Raw genomic sequence first — 20,074 nt, 5'->3', positions numbered from 1 at the left:
GTGAAGTAAGCTTTTAACCTAGCATAAAACCATTTTATCGACATTATTCAATTTCATATTCCTCTTATTAAAAAATCCCCCAAGGCATTTACCATTGGGGGGATTTTATTTGAATTAAATTTATTGTATTACTGATTGAGGCTATTCTCTGTTTTTAAGCATAATCCAACCAGACTGGCTCATATTTGTTTTTGACTTCGGATACTGGAAGTTAAACTTATACCAATAGGTAGCCGTTGGTAATCTCTTACCTCCTACTGTTCCGTCCCAGATCAGGTTTTGTTTTGAGAACCTGAACATTTCAGAACCGTATCGGTCATAGATTGATCCTGTAAAGTTGTTGAATCCGCCAAGAGCAGTAAGATCCAAAGTATCATTAATACCATCCTGATTCGGAGTGATAATATTGGCCACATGGAATGTAAAGAATTCTAAAGCGCCCACACAATGTGTACCCACTGTTCTTACCTGAATCTGATAAGCTGCATTATTCTGAAGTCCGGTAAATACATTAGACTGCTGCCATGTAATCCCTCCATCTACAGAATATTCAGCCGTTTGCGGAATATTATTAATCATTGGAACCTCTGCCGTAATAGTTAACGTATTATTACTGTAATCAATACTTGAAACAAATGGAGAAGCAGCTCCCAATACCTGTGCAGTAAAGGTTTTTTTACAATATCCGTTATCGATCGTCACAGTATAAATTCCCCACTGATCTACATTAATAGTCTGGCTTACTGCACCTGTACTCCAAAGATAAGTATAGTTGGGCCCGGCACCTGCATCAAGAGTTATTCTGTCACCCTGACACATTTCCACATCTGCAAGAGGAGATGTAATTTCCGGTACTACTTCTACGGTAACTTTAGCAGGCAATAATGATTTACAGCCTTTTGCTCCTAAAGCATATACCTGGAAGGTTGTCGTATTGTAAACCGTTGCTGTTTGTGTACCCCCTGTTCCGGAGAAATTTGCCCATTCATAAGTAACTCCTCCTGTTGCCGTAAGATCAACCGTTGTTCCAGGACAAACTTTAAGCTTGGATGCAACCAAAGTTGCCGTAGGAGTTGCTTCTTTTGATAAGGTTAATTTAACCATCTTACTACAGAAACCTCCATTCGAAACGACAACATACAAAATCTGTCCGTCGTTACCATTAAAATGCAGAACATCCTGAATATAGTTGTTATTCTGAGCTATAGCATCCGCTTGATTTACATAAAAATGGAATACTGCACCAGTCGTTGTACTGATTGACGGCATTGCATTGGTAAGATCAAACCACGTAACATCAGGGGTTGTACAAAGCAATAATGACGCATCAACCGCGGAAGGTGTTGTTCCGCCGTTAATTTTAATATTGGCTTTTCCCGGACAAGGATTACCAGGGAATGTTACCTGAATTTCATAATTACCCGGCTGAGTAGCCGTAATGGTAGGTGTTGTAGCTCCCTGAACAGCTACTCCGTTGTAGAACCACTGATAAGTCATATTCGGATCACTTACCGAAGCTGTGATTACCTGGGGAACGTTATCACAAACATTGATCTCTTCAGGCAAAGTACCACCGGAAGGGTCTAATAATTCAACCCCGATATTGAAGGATCCACCTTCCAGGAATACCGCAGAGTCAAAACTTGTATCCAGCGCATCTCCCAATACCATTTTAAAATGATAGGACTGTCCCGGAGTTACTGTTGCCGTAGCTTGTAAAGGCACTGTTCTACCGTTGAAGTTTGTTTCAATATTAGATGTATTATACCCTCCGAAAAAAGCAACATTTGGTGCTCCGCATCCCATATCAGTTCCTGCAAAACTGTTCTGAGGATGAATATTGGTAACACTTACAGGGCCGGAACCCGGTGCCGGCAAAACAGCCATATTCACGTAAGGTCCCCCGGCTGTCGGTTTCAACAATAATGCAAAAGCATCAGAGTATCCACAAGGGAAAGTACCTGTATATTCTTCAGAGGCAAAAAGATAATTAAATTTAACCTGACTTGAAGTAGGCACGAAGTCAAATTCTAAAATAACAGCATCATTAATACTTCCTGATGGGTTAGTCGCCGCCACAAGATCAGGATCACTTCCTGACTGCAATGCATCACCCAGCGTACTGCTGATATAAGTATTCCCCGCTTTATTTACATAGCCTGTAGAAAGCACGATCCCATCTTTAAAAGGGAAATTGGTCGTTCCTTTATGAAAATACCCCCAAGATCTGTTGGCACTGGTTGCCGGTAAATTCGGATTTACCTGAACATTGGATACATTCGGGGTAACACATGAATTGGTACCGGATGAAATTAAAACATCTTTTACCAACTGCAAAGGAGAATAATCGGTTGGTGCATATCCAACTGCGTTTACATCAATAAAAGCACCTGCTTTCATTGTAAGATTGGACGCCTTTTCCTGTTGAGGCTTTCTTGGAGTAATGTTTTGTGAATAAAAGAGACTCGACGACGAGACCATAAATAAAGAAAACAATAGTAGATATCTCTTCATAAGAATTTTGTTTCAACAAATTTAATTTTTTTTTACAAATACTGCATATACATTTAACTTTTTTTATATTAAAAAAGCAAATTAACCTCCCAAATTGAGAGGTTAATATAATTTATAATTGTTAATTTCTATTTTTCAATAAAATCCATCCACTCCGCTGCTCCAGTTTCTTGCTGGCAGGATTTTCCCATTGTACACGATACCAGTACGTGGCAGTAGGAAGCACAAGGCTGCCTCGTAGCATACCGTTCCAGCTGGTTTCATTTTTACTTGCTTTAAATACTTCCTGTCCGTATCTGTCGAATATGGAAGCTGCAAAATTGTTATACATACTGATTCCTGTAAAATCTACTTTGTCATTTTTACCATCCAGATTAGGAGTGATTGCATTGATAACTACAAAAGTAAAGTAGGCTAATGTTGTTCCGCACTTGGCATCTTTTACCCGCACCATCAGATTGTAGTTTGTATTATCAAGAATATTGTAAAAAATATTCGAACCCTGCCATGTAACTCCTCCGTTTACCGAATATTCTAAAGTTCCGCCTGTAGGATTTGTTGCCGACAATGTTAAAACATGATTATCATAGGTAACATTAGTAAATTGGGGAAGTGTAGGATTTATCAGCTGTGCACTGAATACTTTTGAGCAGGTTCCGTTGCTGATGGTCACCGAATATATTCCCGGAGTATTTACAGATATCGTCTGCGTAGTGGCGCCATTACTCCATAAATAAGTATAGTTTGGCCCTGAACCCGCATCCAGAATTCCCGAATCGCCGACACATGCATAAACATCCTTCAATGTGGATTCAATAGCCGGAACTACCTCAATAGTAATTGACGTAGGGGTCTCAACCTTACAGCCGTTTCCACCTAAAGCATAGACAGAATATATCGTAGTAGCCGTTGGAGACACTACCTGAGTATTTCCATTACCCGGTAAACCGACCCATTCGTAAGTAACCCCACCCGAAGCAGTTAATGTAACCGATTCACCAACACATATTTTGGATTTTGATGCAGCCAGTATCGCCACAGGCGGACCAACCACAATCGTGATCGTTGCAGTATTTGATGATACACAGCCATTCGATCCTACCGCAGTAACTGTATATATCGTAGTACTTGACGGAGAAACCACCTGAGTATTTCCATTCCCCGGAAGAGTTCCCCAGTTATAGGTAGCTCCGCCGGAAGCCGTTAATGTAACAGATTCTCCCGGACAAATTTGCAGTACAGGTGCTGTTACAGTGACTACCGGAGGTGTCGTGTTTTGAGTGACAGTAACACTTGCAGTATATGAACAATTTAAATTACCCGGCTGATTAACATTGGTTACCGTTAAAGTATAAACACCACCCGAGTTCACAACAGGAGTCAATGTATTTGCCCCCGAAACAATGTTTCCCCCACCTGATGTCGTCCATGCAATCGTAGAACCTGCCGGGATTACGGAAGATGAAGCATTTAAAGTTGTTTGTGATGTTGTACAGGTAATCTGTTGAGGAGTTGCAATAGTCAATGTTGTTTGAGGAGTGGCCAATAGCTGTAAATTCACCACATATTTGCAGCCTCCGTTTACTACCAATACATAGATTGTCTGGTTTCCTGCACTGTTGAATAACGCAGGATTGTTGATCGTATTGCCATTTCCTGCATTGGCATCAGCAGCATTTAAATAATATGAGAAAGTAACACCATTTGCAGAAGTAATCTGAGATTGAGCCTCTGTTAAATTATAATTATTTCCTCCGTTCTGATAGCATTTTAATAAAGTAGCATTCTGCACCGTAATCGGTTGTGAAACTTCGATGGTAATTGTTGCAGGAGTCTGGGACACGCAACCATTAGCACCAACCGCCGTTACGGTATATGTAGTTGTTGCTGTAGGTGAAACGGTCTGTGTATTTCCGTTTCCTGTAAGCCCTACCCAATTGTAGGTCGCACCTCCCGAGGCTGTTAAAGTAACCGATTCTCCGGAACATATTAATATTTTGGAAGCCGTTAAACCCGTTGTTGGCGGAGCACTATCCCCTGTTACGGTAACGTTTGCGGTTCCGGTACATGTTAAATTTCCAGGCTGATAGATATTAGAAATAGTTAATGTATAAGTTCCGGCCGTATTGACCACAGGATTCAGTGTATTTGCTCCTGAAACGATATTTCCGTTCGTGGTTGTCCAGGCGAAGGTGGAACCTGCAGGATAAGTTGACCCGGAGGCATTCAGCGTGATCTGCGAGTTGGTGCATGTTAATGTTGTCGGTGCGGCAATTGCAGCGGTTATCTGTGGTGCTTTTACGAGCTGTAACTGGGCAACTTTTGAGCAGAATCCGCTTTTTACCAGCACATAAACCGTTTGTCCGGAACTCTGGAATGACGTAGGAGCCGGGATTGTATTTGCATTTCCCGCTAAAGCGTCCGCCTGATTAAGATAATAGGCAAAAGTAGCTCCGGGTGTTGTACTTATTGATGTTTGTGCTGAATTAAGATTAAATGTTGCATTTCCCGGAACATAACAGGCAGTCAGCGTTGCATTCTGTACAGTCGGCGAAGTTCCGCCAACGATCGTTACGGATGCTGTTCCCGGGCATGTATTTCCCGGTAAAAATACCTGAACAGTATAGACTCCCGGTTGCGTTGCAGTATAAGAGGCACTGGTAGCCCCAGGGATAGGATTAGTTCCCAATAACCACTGATAGGTAGCTCCGCCACCCTGAACTGATGCAGTAAGTGTCTGAGGTGCATTATCACAAACATTAATGGATGCAGGAAGCGCAACACCGGCAGGGTTTAAAAGCTGAACACCAATATCGAAAGATCCTGCTTCAAGGAAAACCCCGGAATCGAAATTTGAATCCTGATAATCAGCCAAAACCATTTTAAAATGATAAGTCTGTCCGGGAATTACCGTTGCCGTTGCTGTTAAAGGAACCGTACGTCCGTCAAAATTAGTTTCAATCTGAGGGTTATTGATTCCTGCAAAATACTGAACGTTTTTAGGGCCACAAGGTAAGCTGGCCGGAATAATATTGGTAACACTTACCGGGCCGGCTCCTCCGGGAAGAACAGCAAGGTTCGTGTAAGTAGGATCTCCCACTTTTTTCAATAATAATGCAAAACCATCTGAAATAGTACACGTAAAATTACTCTGATATTCTTTGGATGCAAATAGATATCTGAACGAAACGGTGGTAGATGCAGGTACAAAATCAAATTCTATGTATGTTGCATCTCTCAAATTGGTATTATTGACATTTAAGGCTGCTGCCAAATCTGGATCTCCGGAAGAAGGAAGCGGATCACTTAAAGTTCCCTGAAAATTATTTCCTGCTTTTCTTGCATATCCTGTTGTGAGAACAATACCCTTGGCAAAAGGAAAATTGGTTGTTGCTTTATTAAAGTAGCCCCAGCTTCTGTTCTGGTCACTGACTGCTAAATTCGGAGAGACCACCACATTACTTACATTGGCCGCGGAACATGTAGAACCACCACTGATAAGCACATCTTTTACTAATTGGGTAACACTGTAGTTTGATTCCGGATATCCGGCAGCATTTATATCGATAAAAGCACCTGCCTTCATACTTTGAGCTGTGGGCTTTTTAACAATGCCTTTACTCTGTCTGTCCTGAGCAAAAACAAAGCTTCCCGCAAAAACTAAAAATAAAGCCAAAAGTAAATTTCCTGTCCTCCTATTTAACATTTTTATATTATTTAAAACAAAAATACTATTTTTTTTGATTGAATATCAATTCAGCACAAATTACGTTATCATTAATATAATCCAGCGGATTTTAGAATATCAATTTAATTATATAGAAACGAAAAAAAAGACCAACAAATTGTCAGTCTTTTTTTAAATATGATATATTTTTATTCTATGTTTTTGAGTAGTATCCATCCTGTTTTAAGGGCAGGCTTTTTACTTGCGGGATCTTCAAAACTTACCTGATACCAGTACGATGAAGTAGGAAGACGTTTCCCCTGGAAGTATCCGTCCCAGTAAGGCTGTAAGCCACTCGCTTTATACACTTCTTTTCCATAACGGTCGAAAATAGATGCTTTGAAATCTTTATTTTGATTCACTCCTCTGAAATCGATGATATCATTGATATTGTCGCCATTCGGTGTAATTACATTCTGCATTACAAATGTGAAATACTCAAGGGTACCTACACAGCTTGTCTTTTTCACACGCACTCTGATCGAGATCACTGAATTTCTCGGAACATTTGAGAATACATTAGAATTCTGCCATGTAAGGCCATTGTCGATAGAATACTCCAAAGGTCCGTTGCTCGGATTGCTTGCCGTAAGGATCATTGTTCCGTTGTCATTATAATTTACATTAATGATCTCAGGAATAATTGCCTGAATAACCTGCGTAGTAAATATTTTAGAACAAACACCATTGTTAATCGTTACAGAATAAGTACCCGGCGTTCCTACTGAAATAGTCTGAGATGTATCTCCTGTACTCCATAGATAGTTATAGTTCGGTCCTGCTCCTGCGTCCAGTGTAATCACATCTCCCTGACAGATCATTCCTCCGGAAAGATTTGATGTAATTGCAGGAACAATTTCTATCGTAATAGATGCCGGCTGTAAAGATTTACATCCCTGCGCACCTATGGCGTACACAGAATATGTTGTTGTCTGAGTCGGAGAAACAGTATGTGTAGTCCCTGTTCCGGACACTCCTGTCCACTCGTAAGTTGCTCCGTTAGCAGCTGTAAGGGTTGTAGACTCTCCTAAACATAGTCTTACTTTTGTAGCAGTAAGCTGAGCAACAGGTGTAGCCTCCTTTTTTTAATGTTAAAGTGACCATCTTGCTACAGAAAGCACCGTTTGAAACGACAACGTAAAGAACCTGCCCGTCGGTACCGCTATAACTGCTTGCCGCTGCAGTACTGAGATAATTACTGTTTTGTGCAACAGCATCAGCCTGATTAACATAGTAATGCACAACAGCCGTTGTAGAGGTCGTAATCATCGGTGTCGCATCATTTAAATTAAATGTAGAAACCGATGGTGTTGTACAAAGCTTTAAGGTCGCATTCTGAGCCGGCGGGGTTGTTCCTCCCACAATAGTAATCACTGCAGAAGCAGGACACTGATTCCCGGGAACCGCAACTTTTACTTCATAAGCTCCCGGTGAAGTTGCTGTATAAGAAATATTGGTAGCACCATTAATAGCAACTCCATCTTTATACCATTGAAATGTCATTCCCGGCACTGCAGTAAGTAATGCTGTCAGTACTTGTGGTGTATTGTCACACATATTTACCGTATCCGGTAAAATAACTCCGTTTTGATCTACAATTTTAATCCCGATATCAAAAGAACCTCCTTCAAGAAAAACGGCAGAATCAAGAGTCTGGTCGTTGTAATCTGCCAATACCATTTTAAAATGATAAGCTACTCCGGGAGTTACATCGGCAATTGCTGTTAAAGGAATTACTCTTCCGTTAAAATTGGTTTCAATACTTGAGGTATTGTAACCTGCAAAATAGGTAGGATTTAATGCTCCACATGATAACGTGGATCCGTCGAACTCCGTAGCAGGGCGAATATTAGTAACACTTACCGGACCAGCGGTACCGGGAAGAATAGCCACATTGGTGTAAGGGCCACCCGCTACCGGCTTGATAAGTAAAGCAAAGGCATCTGAGTAATTACAAGGAAAATTTCCGGTATATTCTTCGGAAGCAAAGATATAATTAAATTTTACCTGATTGGAGTTCGGCACAAAATCAAACTCTAAAGCGACAGCATCGCGCTGATTATTAATATTAGTATTAGTTGCTGCAGCGAGATCTGAATCTCCATTAATAGAAATTGACCCGTGAAGGTTTTCAGAAATTGCAGCATTACCAGCCTCTCTGGCATACCCTGTTGTTAAAACAATTCCGTCTTCAAATGGGAAATTAGTTGTCCCTTTATGAAAATATCCCCAAAATCTGTCAGTATTGGTGACCGGATGATTGGGAGACACTGTCACATTACTTACATTCGGTGTTGCACAGCTGGATGCCCCGTTGATAAGAACCTGCTGAACAAGCTGCTGAGGCGTATAAGATGAGGGCGTATAAGATGCCACATTAACATCAATAAAAGCACCCGCTTTCATACTTTCAGAAGTCAGTTTCACTTTACCGTTCTTTCTGGATGCATGTTGAGCAACAGCAGACCCCGAAACCAAAAGCAACATTAAAAATAAGAAGTAGTTTTTTAATCTATAAATTAACATTATATTGTTGTTTGTTCAAAAATAATAATTTTATGATTAAAATTTATTAAAAAACAGAAAGATTTATGTTAAAAATTCAATCTATTCAACAAATTGATACTTACCAGATAATATATCTGCAATACATCAAAAAAAGACTAATATTAATCAGTCTTTTGTAGAGTTATTTAATATTGATATTAAAAAATATTAATTATTCATTCTTCAGTTCATCAATTTTATCCTGAAGTTCCTGGATTTTATCTTTTAACGCTTTGATTTCATTTTTATTTGAGCTTACATTACTTTTCAGCATGACATTTTTTGCTCTTTCGCTGTGGTCTTCATCATCTTCGTCCTCATTGATTTCCTCGATATCTTCCTGAATATCTTCAATATCTTCATTAATCTCCTCAATATCCTCACTGATCTCCTCGATATCTTCGCTGATCTCTTCAATATCTTCCTGAATATCCTCAATATCTTCCTGGATATCTTCAATCTTTTCATGACTTTTATTTACCGACATCTGAATAAAAATGGCAAGATAAATCGCTTCTAAGGAAACAACTGTAGTAAGAATCAGCAACATTTTATCAAATTCGACGAGACCTAACAGTGGCAGTAAAAAAGAGATGGCAAAAAATAATGTATGTGCGATAAGCGACGGTATAGAACCTATCCACCACGTAATTCCGTTGGCGATTTTTTCTAAAACCTCAGTTCTTTCTTCGTACTTTTTCATTGTGCTGCTTTTTATAATAGTTCTTTTGTTACGCCTAATCCGAACAGTGCAAAATCATATTTTGCAGGATCTTTATTATCGAATTTCCTGATCACAAGATCCAGCTCTTCTACTGCTTTCCAGTCGTTCTGCATTCTTGAAATCAATCCTAATTTTCGTGAAATATTTCCCGTATGCACATCCAGCGGAATAGAAAGATGCTTCTGGTCAATATTTTCCCAGACACCGAAATCTACGCCGCGCTTATCTTTGCGAACCATCCAGCGCAGGAACATAATTATTCGCTTCGTAGATGAATTTTTGTAGGGCGAACTTACATGCTTATGGCTTCTGTGCTTTTCCGTTCCCAGAAAACGATTTCTGAATCTTTCAATAGCATGCAGAAAACTCGTTTCCGAATCATTGATTTTAAATAGACTCTCAAGGCTTTCATTTTCCTGATAAATTCTGTTGAACTGTTCTATAAAATAAGTAAAATCTTCTCCGTTGAAAGTCCGGTGCATGCTTCTATCCTTAATCTGCCGAAGATCATTTTCCGAATGATTCATGACAAAATCATAAGGAGAATTCCCCATAATATCAAGCATTTTTTCTGCTGACTGTATGATCGCCTTCCTGTTTCCCCAGGAAATCGTTGCCGCCAGAAAGCCGGCAATTTCTATATCCTGCTTCAGGCTGAAACGGTGCGGAATCTGGATCGGATCATTTTCAATAAAGCCCGGATTATTGTACTGATCTGCCTTTTCATCTAAGAAGATTTTTAATTCTTCAAACTTCAACATATCTTTTTAAATTTTCACAGGCTCAAGCGCCTTTGGTAAAAAAGTATTGGGAAAAACAGCTCTTGCTTCGTCAGTAAAAACTGTCAAATCACCATATCTATTCGAAAAATGTCCTAATATCAATTTCCCGACTTCTGCTTTTCTGGCAATAGTCGCCGCTTCAAGCGCCGTTGTATGTCCTGTATAATCTGCCATTTCCTTTAAATCATGTAAAAATGTAGACTCGTGATAAAGAACTGTTGCATTTTTAATGATAGGAATAACGTTTTCCAAATATCTTGTATCACTACAGAAAGCATAAGAAACGGGAGGAACCGGATCTGTGGTGAGAATTTCATTTTTAAGGACATATCCGTCGCTCAGAACAAAATCTTTTCCGGCTTTGATATTATGATAATCACAGGTTTCTATCTCTTTGTACTTGGATATTTCCTGCATATTCAAATGTCTTTCTTTCGGCTTTTCCTTAAAAAGATACCCATTGCAGTAAATCCTGTGATCCAAAGGAATCGTATAGACCTCTACCCTGTTGTCTTCATAAATTTTCTCGGAATAATCTTTATCCAGCTCATGATAAACCACTTCAAAACCACGATGGGTTTCGGTGATCGTAAAGATGGTTTCCAGCATTTTTTTAATTCCTTTCGGACCATAAACATGAAGCGGCGTTTCCCTTCCCAATAATCTGAATGACGCGATAAGTCCCGGTAAACCAAAACAGTGATCTCCATGAAGATGGGAAATGAAAATATGATTGATCCTTGAAAATTTTGCTTTTGCTTTCCTCAGCTGAACCTGCGTTCCTTCTCCGCAATCGATCAGGAAAGATCTTTCTTCCATTTCCAGAAGCTGTGCGGTAGGAGAAGAATTAATCGTCGGAATTGCTGAATTAAAGCCTAATATCGTTAAATAAGTACTCAAATCTATCGTTTATTATGTAAACAAATGTACGGAATTTAGGTTAAGATTAGGATAAGGTTGAGCTAAGGATAAGATTTATGCAGAACCTGCTTAATCTGAATCTCAGCCTCAACCTCAGCCTTTATTGTTGTTTCAGAAAATCCAAAAACAGATCCAACGCCTGTTTTCTGTGACTTATTTTATTTTTATCCTGCGGTTCCATTTCGGCAAAAGTTTTATCATATCCTTCGGGAACGAAAATCGGATCATACCCAAAGCCTTTGAAACCTTTGTTTTCATTCAGAAGATTTCCGTGTACCCTGCCATCGAAATACTTTGGTCCGTTTTCATCATAGTAGCATAAAACGGTAATGAAATATGCTTTTCTATTTTCGATGCCTTTCATTTCATTCAATACTTTTTCAATATTTTTGGCAAAATCGTGATCTCCGGCGTAGCGTGCAGAAAATATGCCCGGCCTTCCGTTTAAAGATTCAACGACCAGACCGCTGTCGTCCCCGAGGCTTGGAATTCCTGTTTTTTCGTAGCAATATTTCGCTTTAATTAAAGCATTAGCGTTAAAAGAATCGCCGTCTTCCACAATTTCTTCATGAATATCATAATCGGTAAGACTTTTTACGACAAATCTGTCGCCCAAAATCTGCTGAATTTCTTCTTTTTTATGTACGTTGTGGGTAGCAACCAGTAATTCCATTTCTTTTTTTATTTTAAATTTTATTTAATGCCCTATTTAAGAATACAAGTTTTTATATTCATACTTCTTTACGATTATTGTACCAGAATAAGTATTTGTTAGATTTCAGAATAATGCACCTTATATTTTCTTGTGAAAAGATAATAGAATAATGAAAAAAGTACAATTCCTATCGCAAGTATCATCCATTCCGAAATTTTGAAAGCGTCTGAGAAACTTTCATTTTTAGTATATATAATAAGTATGGTGGAACACAAATTATTAAAACCATGCAGGAACATCGGCAGCAACAGGGATTTTGTTTTATAGTAGACAAGCCCGAGTACACAGCCCAGCAAAACAGCTCCTACTAACTGCCATGGATTTCCATGTACCAATCCGAAAATAACAGAGGCAAAGATAATGGCTTTCCATGGCTCTACACCTTTATTCATAAGTCCTTTCTGGATAATTCCTCTGAAGATAATTTCCTCAAATATCGGGGCACAGATGACTGCGGTAATGATCATCACGACAGGATTTAAGGTAAGCTGATCCATCAATCTATTGAAAAATTCATAATATTTTCCGAAAAACGGTCCGGTAGTCGGGATCTGCGAGGTGATGAATTCTGAGATAAACATCATCCCGATCATCATGGGAAATATAAGCAGATAGGTATAAAAATTAGTGGGTGAAAAATTGAAGTTGAGTTTTTTTCCGGTGGTTCTTCTTACGATTAAAAAATCAAAAAAAGCGATTGCTGTAAGAAACCCCGCTGCGTTGGTAAGCATGAAGAACCAATCTTTGTACTGGAGATTTTCTTTAAAGACAAACATCCAGAAAACATTAAAAAATGAAACCGCCATCGTGCCTGCTACAAGTCCTGCCAAAAGGACAAGCCCCCCTATCCATGTAAATGTAAACTGTGGATATCTGCTGTTTTCCATGCTTTATATTAAGATTATTTTAACAAAGATAAACGTTTTTGATAAGTTTATTTATGTTTCAGATAATATGGCATGAAAAGGGAGCGCTCATCATGGAGATAAGGACTCATGATTATCATAATTGATAAGAATAACTTAGTGAAATATTTTATTTTTTACATTAATGTTATGGATAATTGATTCTGATTATTTTTAGCGCAAATTAAAACAAAGATATTTTTTAGTTTATTATGCCGTACATTTTAAAGATCAACAAAGGCGTAAGTTCGGACCATGTCTTATACATTCTGGACAATGCTTTATATACTTTAGACGATGCCTTTTACATTTTGGCGGATGTCTTATATACTTTAGAACATGCATTATATACTTTGGAGGATGCCTTATATATTTTTTAACATTATATGATATAATTCGCGAGGTGGTTATAAGAAGATTGTTTTAAAACTTATAAGCAGGCCGTTGTATGAAATTGATTTTCACATTCCATTAAAAATTACGATTTTTGCAACTTCAAAATACGATATGTCAGACTTAATCAAAGAAATAGAGAAAAGAAAAACTTTCGGGATTATTTCTCACCCCGATGCCGGAAAGACGACTCTTACGGAGAAGCTGCTGCTTTTCGGAGGGGCGATTCAGGAAGCGGGTGCGGTAAAATCCAACAAGATAAAAAAAGGGGCTACCTCCGACTTCATGGAAATTGAAAGACAGAGGGGAATCTCGGTGGCGACATCCGTGCTGGCTTTTGAGTACAGGGATCACAAAATCAATATTCTGGATACTCCGGGACACAAGGATTTTGCGGAAGACACCTACAGAACTTTAACGGCGGTAGATTCTGTGATCGTGGTGATTGACGTAGCAAAAGGGGTTGAGGAACAGACCGAAAAACTGGTACAGGTTTGCAGAATGAGAAACATCCCGATGCTGGTTTTTATTAATAAGCTTGACCGTGAGGGTAAGGATGCTTTTGATCTGTTGGATGAGGTAGAGCAGAAATTGGGATTAACGGTTTGTCCGCTTTCTTTGCCGATCGGTATGGGAGCCGATTTTCAGGGCATCTATAATATCTGGGAAAACAACATCCAGTTGTTTTTGGAGGAAAAGAAACAAAAGGTTGGAGACTCTATTAGGTTTGATGACATTAATGATGCTTCTATTGATGAGGTGATCGGTGAAAAAGCAGCGGCTACTTTAAGGGAAGAACTGGATTTAGTTCAGTCTGTTTATCCTGAATTTAACCGTGAGGATTATATGAAAGGTGATCTTCAGCCTATTTTCTTCGGATCGGCTTTAAATAATTTCGGGGTTCGTGAATTGCTGGATGCTTTCATTGATATTGCGCCGATGCCGCAGCCGAAAGAAAGTGATATTCGTCTGGTAAAGCCTGAAGAAAATACTTTTACAGGGTTTGTTTTCAAAATTCACGCGAATATGGATCCTAAGCACAGAGACCGTCTTGCTTTCGTAAAAATTGTTTCTGGAACTTTTAAAAGAAACGAGAATTATTTGCTGGTAAGAGAAGGTAAAAAAAATGAAGTTCTCCTCTCCTAACGCTTTCTTTGCTGATAAAAAAGAGGTGGTGGACGAGAGTTTTCCGGGAGACATTGTAGGACTTCATGATACGGGAAGCTTCCGAATCGGGGGATACTTTGACCGGTGGTGAAAAGCTGAATTTCAAAGGGGTTCCTAGTTTCTCGCCTGAGCATTTCAGATATATCAACAATACAGATCCTTTAAAGGCCAAACAACTGGCGAAAGGAATTGACCAGCTGATGGATGAAGGGGTAGCGCAATTATTTACCCTCGAAATGAACGGAAGGAAGATCATCGGAACGGTGGGAGCTCTTCAGTATGAGGTGATCCAGTACCGTCTGGAACATGAATACGGCGCAAAATGTTCTTATGAGACGTTGTCTATGCATAAAGCGTGTTGGGTGGAAGCGGATGAGAAGTCGGAAGAGTTTAAAGAATTTGCAAGACTGAAGCAGAGGTTTCTTGCCAGGGATAAATACAATCAACTGGTATTCCTTGCCGATTCATCTTTTACGATTCATATGACCCAAGAGAAGTTTCCGAATGTGAAGCTGCATTTTATCAGTGAGTTTAAAAATGTATAAAAAATTTTACATTATTTTAAATACAAAAACCGTTCAGCTTTCTGAACGGTTTTTTAATATATATGTTGAAAATATTTCTTATTCTTTAATCCATTTTACAGTTTTACTAATATTTTTAGATTTAATAGTAATCAAATAATCTCCTTTGATTAATTGACTTACATTGAAAGTTCCAACTTTATCATGACCTAATGTGTTATTAATTTTATTAAATACTAATTTTCCGCTTACATCATATATAGTCACATCATATTTATCGTTCTGATTAGTGAATCTGATATTTAAAATATCTTTACCAGGATTAGGATATACTACAAATACGTCTTTATTTGGATCTGTTTCATTTACAGCAAGTACTTGCGTTATTGTAAAATTAATAGGATTAATATTAAAAAATACATTTCCTACGCCTGCAACCATAATTCTTGCCTGGGTCGTACTCACATTTGGAATGGTAATAACTTCGGAGCCATCGTTTGGTGTAGAAGCGACAATTGTCGTTGGATACGTAAGCCCTCCATCTGTTGAAAGTAAAATACTTACATTCGCGCAGCTTACAGGGGCAGCAGTTGTATTAGCGACATTCCACGTAATGGTTTGGGTAGAATTCCCCATCCAGTTTACTGCAGTGGTAGGTGCAGTTACAGTAAATGGTCCTGAATTTCCATCAACAGTAATTTTTGCGTCATCATTGGCAACACCGGCGCAACCTGCATTGTTGTCTCTCACCGTCAGTCTGAATTCCATTGATCTTCCATATGAAGGAAGTATTTCTCCAATGGTTGTTGTGTTACTGATGATATTTGCAATTTTTGGAAAATATCTGTACGGTACTGTTACAGGTAAAAACGACCTAAACAGGGCTGCATTTCCGGTAGGAGCATTCCAGTTTCCTGCGGGTCCTGTGTCATTTTGTTCCCAGCAGTAAGTTAACGCATTTCCCTGAGCATCTGTAGCAGAACCAGTCAGTTTAAAAGGTGTGCTTTTTGGTATTGTATAATCATTTCCTGCGTTTACAACAGGAGCCGTATTAGAAACAGCATTGGTAACCTGACATGTTGTAGACTGAATGGTTTCGGTAATAGACTGAAAAGAATCTGTATGAAAAATAGCAATACTATTAGAAGCCAAATTATTTACGGAATTACAAATACCCGCATAAGCCATAATAGTTACCCCACTTCCCGGTTCTACAGCATGTGATCCGTCCCGGTTGCCATTACAAGAGCCTGTTGTTGCATTAAAAGTATGAGGACCTCCGAACTGATGCCCTACTTCATGCGCAACATAATCAATATCATAAGGATCGCCAACAGGATTTGGCGAACCGGTAATACCACTTCCCTTACTTGAATCGTCACAAATAACTCCAAGACCAGCCAATCCTCCACCACCGGTACTAAATGTATGTCCTATATCATAATTAGTTGTTCCTATTATTGCATCGATCTGGGTTTGACTCTCATCAATCAATGTATATGCATTATTATTTCCGTCAAAAGGATCTGTAGCAGGATCTGTAAAGATCACTGAAGTCTCGTTGGCAACTAATACAAGTCTTACAGCCACTTCCTGCTCATACACACCGTTTACTCTGTTTACAGATGTTACAATAGCCGACAGGGTCTGCGCTACTGTAGGCGAAGGCAAGCCTGTTGCTGCTATCGCATATTCTCCGGTACAAGCCACTACAAATCGAAAAATTCTAATCTGATTGCCGACACTTGGTGTCACTGTTTTTTGTGCATTTTTTTTAATTAATTCCGAAGCATCCTCTTTCACTTCGCATATTCTGGGATTTTTATTAATTAAATCAGCTTTTTTATAAACAATATAATGATTGATATCGTTCTTTGCATACGGATCAATATAAAAATCACCCGCTATAACAGATTTTACCTGAGCATGAAATCCCAGTTCTGTAAAATCTAATTTTATAGTCGCATATTGATCATCAATTCCCTGCCCGGTAAGGGTAATGAGTTGGGGAAATTTTTGAGCCAACTCCGGAGCCATTACAGAAGACTTCCAGATTCTAAATCTTGCTTTCGTTCCATCTGCCATTGGTAGGATAATGATGGGAGCATTGTATTTAAAATCTGCATCACTCAATTCCGGAACTGAGCTGAAATAGTTTTTTATAGCGCTTACATCCAGTGTGTAGGTAAGAAATTTTTCCGGCTGTACTGTTCTGCTGTGGGGATTTGCTTTAATAGATCTTTCGCTGATGGTTGAAAAAAAGTCCTGTGCTTTACCTAAGTAAAAACATAGAATAAATGTTCCTAAAAAAAAGTATTTTTTTAATAATCATAATATGTAAGTTTACCTTTATTACTTGTTTGCTAATGAACAGAGTACATTCTTTTACTTAGTCAATCGATTTATTTCCAATTTTCAAAGTAGTTTAATTTATTTCTTAAATAAATTTAAAATTAAACTAAGAGAATTCATTTATAAAAAACAAATATATAAAAAATACATATTCAAAAAACTGAATTCCAACTAATTACGAAATACTAAATAGTATAGTATTTTATAAATTAATATTTTCATTTCAAAGAAAAATTATTTCTTTAAACGCTTAAACAAGGAAAATTATTAAGCTAAAGATTATTTAAAATCTAGAAAGCATATTTATTTTAATTGTAAAAACAGTTTTCTAAAACAATTTGTCCTGTAAAACTTTTGTAAAACAACTCTAATGAATTCATTTTAAATTCATTGAAATTTTACGATCCTAATACATCTTATTTACAATCTTTACAAAAGCTTCATTCCTAATTTTACCTCAACGAAAAAAATTAATGTTATGAAAAAATTCATCTTACTTGTTGCCGTATCGGGAACGTTCATTATGTGTAAAAAAGGAGAATCTGTATCATCACAACTTGAGAACACTGTAAATTCGGCCGACAGTACAGTAACTGAAGTGTCCGAGAAAATCAGTAATATGAATAATCAGACCAATGCTGCGATTGATTCTGCAAATGTTAAAATCAAAGATTTTCAGGATACAGGAAATGAAGTGAAAGAAAATATCAAAAACACATCAAAAATTATTGATTCTTTATCTGAAAAAATTTCATCCGTAAAACTGGAATCAAAAAGCGAAAAGAAAGATTCTGCTAACAAAGAAGGAAAGATCATTGTACAGGTAGCCGCTCCGAAAGTGATCCGGGAAACAAAAATTGTTTATAAAAATCAACCGAAAAAGGAAAATGATGAACTGAATATTCAGAGAAACAAACTTATCAAGAAAGGAGTAATTGACCTTACCGTTGATGATGCGGAAACGGCAAAAGAAATTGTAAAAGAGGAAGTTGCCAAATATGACGGATTTGTAAGAAGCGAGAATATTTCGGTACAAAATGATGATAAGAAAACCGCTTATCTGAAAGTAAAGGTTCCGGTTCAGAAATTTGATTATCTGATGTCTGATCTTAGCTATAACCTCGGAAAAGTGGAAAATAAAAGCATTGAAGTTTCAGGGACTAATGCTCTTGAAAACAGTCTTTGTGAAATTGACATCACGTTGTATGGACAAGAAAGTGAAATGATGGCTGATAAAAAAAATGAGAGTTTTGGAGATCAGTCTTTTGCCGCCATTTCATCAGGATGGAATGTGATTACCTCTATTTTCCTGTTTGTTCTGCCGTTGTGGCCATTGTTTTTACTTGCGGGTATCGGGTATTATTTTTACAAAAAAAGAAAAGAAACGGATAAACATTCTGAATAATTTCAAATGAAATTTTATTTTTAATAATATTTTAATCAATATTCCGTTTTTTCAACAGTTAGTATTCCTAATTTTGTTGTGTTAATTTACATTAAGAATTTAACTTCAATTAAAAAATTGAATCAAAATAAAAGTTAAAACAAATATATTATTAATATTTTGTGGTTCGTGTGAAAGTAAAAAGGCTCCCAAATCTGAGAGCCTTTTACTATTTCATTTATCGTAAGCAATTACTTTGCAATACTTCTTGAGATAACGATCTTCTGAATTTCAGAAGTTCCTTCATAGATCTGAGTGATTTTTGCATCGCGCATCATTCTTTCCACATGATATTCTTTCACATATCCGTATCCACCGTGGATCTGCACTGCTTCAATGGTGGTATCCATTGCTACCTGAGATGCGTAAAGTTTTGCCATCGCACCACTTTCTGAAATATCTTTTCCGGCATCTTTTTCTACTGCAGCTTTAAAGCAAAGCATTCTTGCTGCTGTAATCTGAGTCGCCATATCAGCCAGTTTGAAAGCGATTGCCTGGTGATTGATGATTTCGGTTTTAAAAGCTTTTCTTGTTTTGGCATATTTCAGAGCCAGTTCATAAGCTCCCGCAGCAATTCCTAATGCCTGAGAAGCAATTCCGATTCTTCCTCCGTTGAGAACGGCCATCGCAAAATTGAATCCGAAACCGTCTTCTCCGATTCTGTTTTCTTTAGGAACTTTTACGTTATTGAAGATCAAAGAATGTGTATCGCTTCCTCTGATTCCCAATTTATCTTCTTTGGGTCCGATTTCAAATCCTTCCCAGCCTCTTTCAACGATGAAAGCATTGATTCCTTTATGTTTTTTCTCAGGATCGGTTTGTGCAATGACGATATAGTAAGTCGCCGTACCACCATTGGTGATCCAGTTTTTGATTCCGTTTAACAAATAATAATCTCCTTTATCTTCTGCCGTAGTTTTCTGTGAAGTGGCATCAGAACCGGCTTCAGGTTCAGACAAAGCAAATGCTCCGAGTACCTGGCCGCTGGCAAGAGGGGTAAGATATTTCACTTTCTGCTCTTCGGAAGCGAATTTTTCAAGTCCGGCACATACAAGAGAATTGTTTACGGACATTACCACAGCTGCAGAAGCATCTATTTTTGCAATCTCCTCCATCGCCAGAACATAAGAAACGCTGTCCATCCCGGCACCGCCGTATTGAGGATCTACCATCATTCCCAAAAGTCCCATTTCACCCATTTTCTTTACCTGCTCCGTAGGGAATTTCTGGTCACGGTCCCTTTCGATTACTTCAGGGAATAATTCGTTCTGTGCAAAATCCCTTGCTGCCTGCTGAATCATCAGCTGTTCTTCCGATAAATTAAAGTCCATAAAAATTGAATAATTAGATGGTCGCTAA

General features: G+C 38.2%; 12 protein-coding genes and 1 pseudogene. 2 read left to right on the top strand and 11 right to left on the bottom strand.

Going from position 1 to position 20,074, the window contains the following annotated elements; all coding sequences use genetic code 11:
• Positions 1 to 141: 141 nt before the first annotated feature.
• The 9 genes from AAHI02_RS19985 to AAHI02_RS19945 form a co-directional block, all read right to left on the bottom strand.
• The gene (locus AAHI02_RS19985) at positions 142 to 2,514 is read right to left on the bottom strand and encodes a choice-of-anchor L domain-containing protein (RefSeq protein ID WP_346984659.1); all 2,373 of its coding nucleotides are present in this window, start codon (positions 2,512 to 2,514) and stop codon (positions 142 to 144) included.
• Between the two features lie 121 nt (positions 2,515 to 2,635).
• The gene (locus tag AAHI02_RS19980; protein WP_346984658.1) at positions 2,636 to 6,220 is read right to left on the bottom strand and encodes a choice-of-anchor L domain-containing protein; all 3,585 of its coding nucleotides are present in this window, start codon (positions 6,218 to 6,220) and stop codon (positions 2,636 to 2,638) included.
• 170 nt (positions 6,221 to 6,390) lie between these two features.
• A complete protein-coding gene (locus AAHI02_RS19975) occupies positions 6,391 to 7,215 on the bottom strand; it encodes a T9SS type B sorting domain-containing protein (RefSeq protein ID WP_346984657.1) in 825 nt (274 codons plus the stop codon).
• A gap of 25 nt (positions 7,216 to 7,240) precedes the next feature.
• Positions 7,241 to 8,767, bottom strand: coding sequence for a choice-of-anchor L domain-containing protein (locus AAHI02_RS19970; RefSeq protein WP_346984656.1), 1,527 nt, complete (start codon positions 8,765 to 8,767; stop codon positions 7,241 to 7,243).
• A 193-nt stretch (positions 8,768 to 8,960) separates the two neighbouring features.
• The gene (locus tag AAHI02_RS19965) at positions 8,961 to 9,491 is read right to left on the bottom strand and encodes a DUF1003 domain-containing protein (protein ID WP_346984655.1); all 531 of its coding nucleotides are present in this window, start codon (positions 9,489 to 9,491) and stop codon (positions 8,961 to 8,963) included.
• Between the two features lie 11 nt (positions 9,492 to 9,502).
• Positions 9,503 to 10,270 (bottom strand): TIGR02757 family protein, encoded by a 768-nt coding sequence (locus AAHI02_RS19960; RefSeq protein ID WP_346986641.1) that lies wholly within the window; start codon positions 10,268 to 10,270, stop codon positions 9,503 to 9,505.
• 9 nt (positions 10,271 to 10,279) lie between these two features.
• A complete protein-coding gene (locus AAHI02_RS19955) occupies positions 10,280 to 11,194 on the bottom strand; it encodes a ribonuclease Z (RefSeq protein ID WP_346984654.1) in 915 nt (304 codons plus the stop codon).
• Positions 11,195 to 11,315: 121 nt separating this feature from the next.
• Entirely contained in the window at positions 11,316 to 11,888 is a 573-nt protein-coding gene (gene rdgB / locus AAHI02_RS19950; RefSeq protein ID WP_346984653.1) for an RdgB/HAM1 family non-canonical purine NTP pyrophosphatase, read from the bottom strand.
• 98 nt (positions 11,889 to 11,986) lie between these two features.
• Entirely contained in the window at positions 11,987 to 12,817 is an 831-nt protein-coding gene (locus AAHI02_RS19945; protein WP_346984652.1) for a type II CAAX endopeptidase family protein, read from the bottom strand.
• Positions 12,818 to 13,342: 525 nt separating this feature from the next.
• Here AAHI02_RS19945 and AAHI02_RS19940 point away from each other — a divergent pair.
• Positions 13,343 to 14,940 (top strand): annotated as a pseudogene (locus AAHI02_RS19940) (peptide chain release factor 3).
• 78 nt (positions 14,941 to 15,018) lie between these two features.
• Here AAHI02_RS19940 and AAHI02_RS19935 read toward each other — a convergent pair.
• Positions 15,019 to 17,052, bottom strand: a complete 2,034-nt coding sequence (locus tag AAHI02_RS19935) for a reprolysin-like metallopeptidase (RefSeq protein WP_346984651.1) — start codon at positions 17,050 to 17,052, stop codon at positions 15,019 to 15,021.
• Between the two features lie 697 nt (positions 17,053 to 17,749).
• Here AAHI02_RS19935 and AAHI02_RS19930 point away from each other — a divergent pair.
• A complete protein-coding gene (locus AAHI02_RS19930; protein WP_346984650.1) occupies positions 17,750 to 18,676 on the top strand; it encodes a DUF4349 domain-containing protein in 927 nt (308 codons plus the stop codon).
• Between the two features lie 230 nt (positions 18,677 to 18,906).
• On the opposite strand, the gene AAHI02_RS19925 is transcribed toward AAHI02_RS19930, so the two are convergent.
• Complete coding sequence (locus AAHI02_RS19925) at positions 18,907 to 20,046, bottom strand: acyl-CoA dehydrogenase (protein ID WP_346984649.1); 1,140 nt, start codon at positions 20,044 to 20,046, stop codon at positions 18,907 to 18,909.
• Between the last annotated feature and the right edge of the window lie 28 nt (positions 20,047 to 20,074).

Source organism: Chryseobacterium sp. POE27 (genome assembly GCF_039727685.1).
GTDB lineage: Bacteria > Bacteroidota > Bacteroidia > Flavobacteriales > Weeksellaceae > Chryseobacterium.
This window is presented reverse-complemented; position numbering and strand designations above follow the sequence as displayed.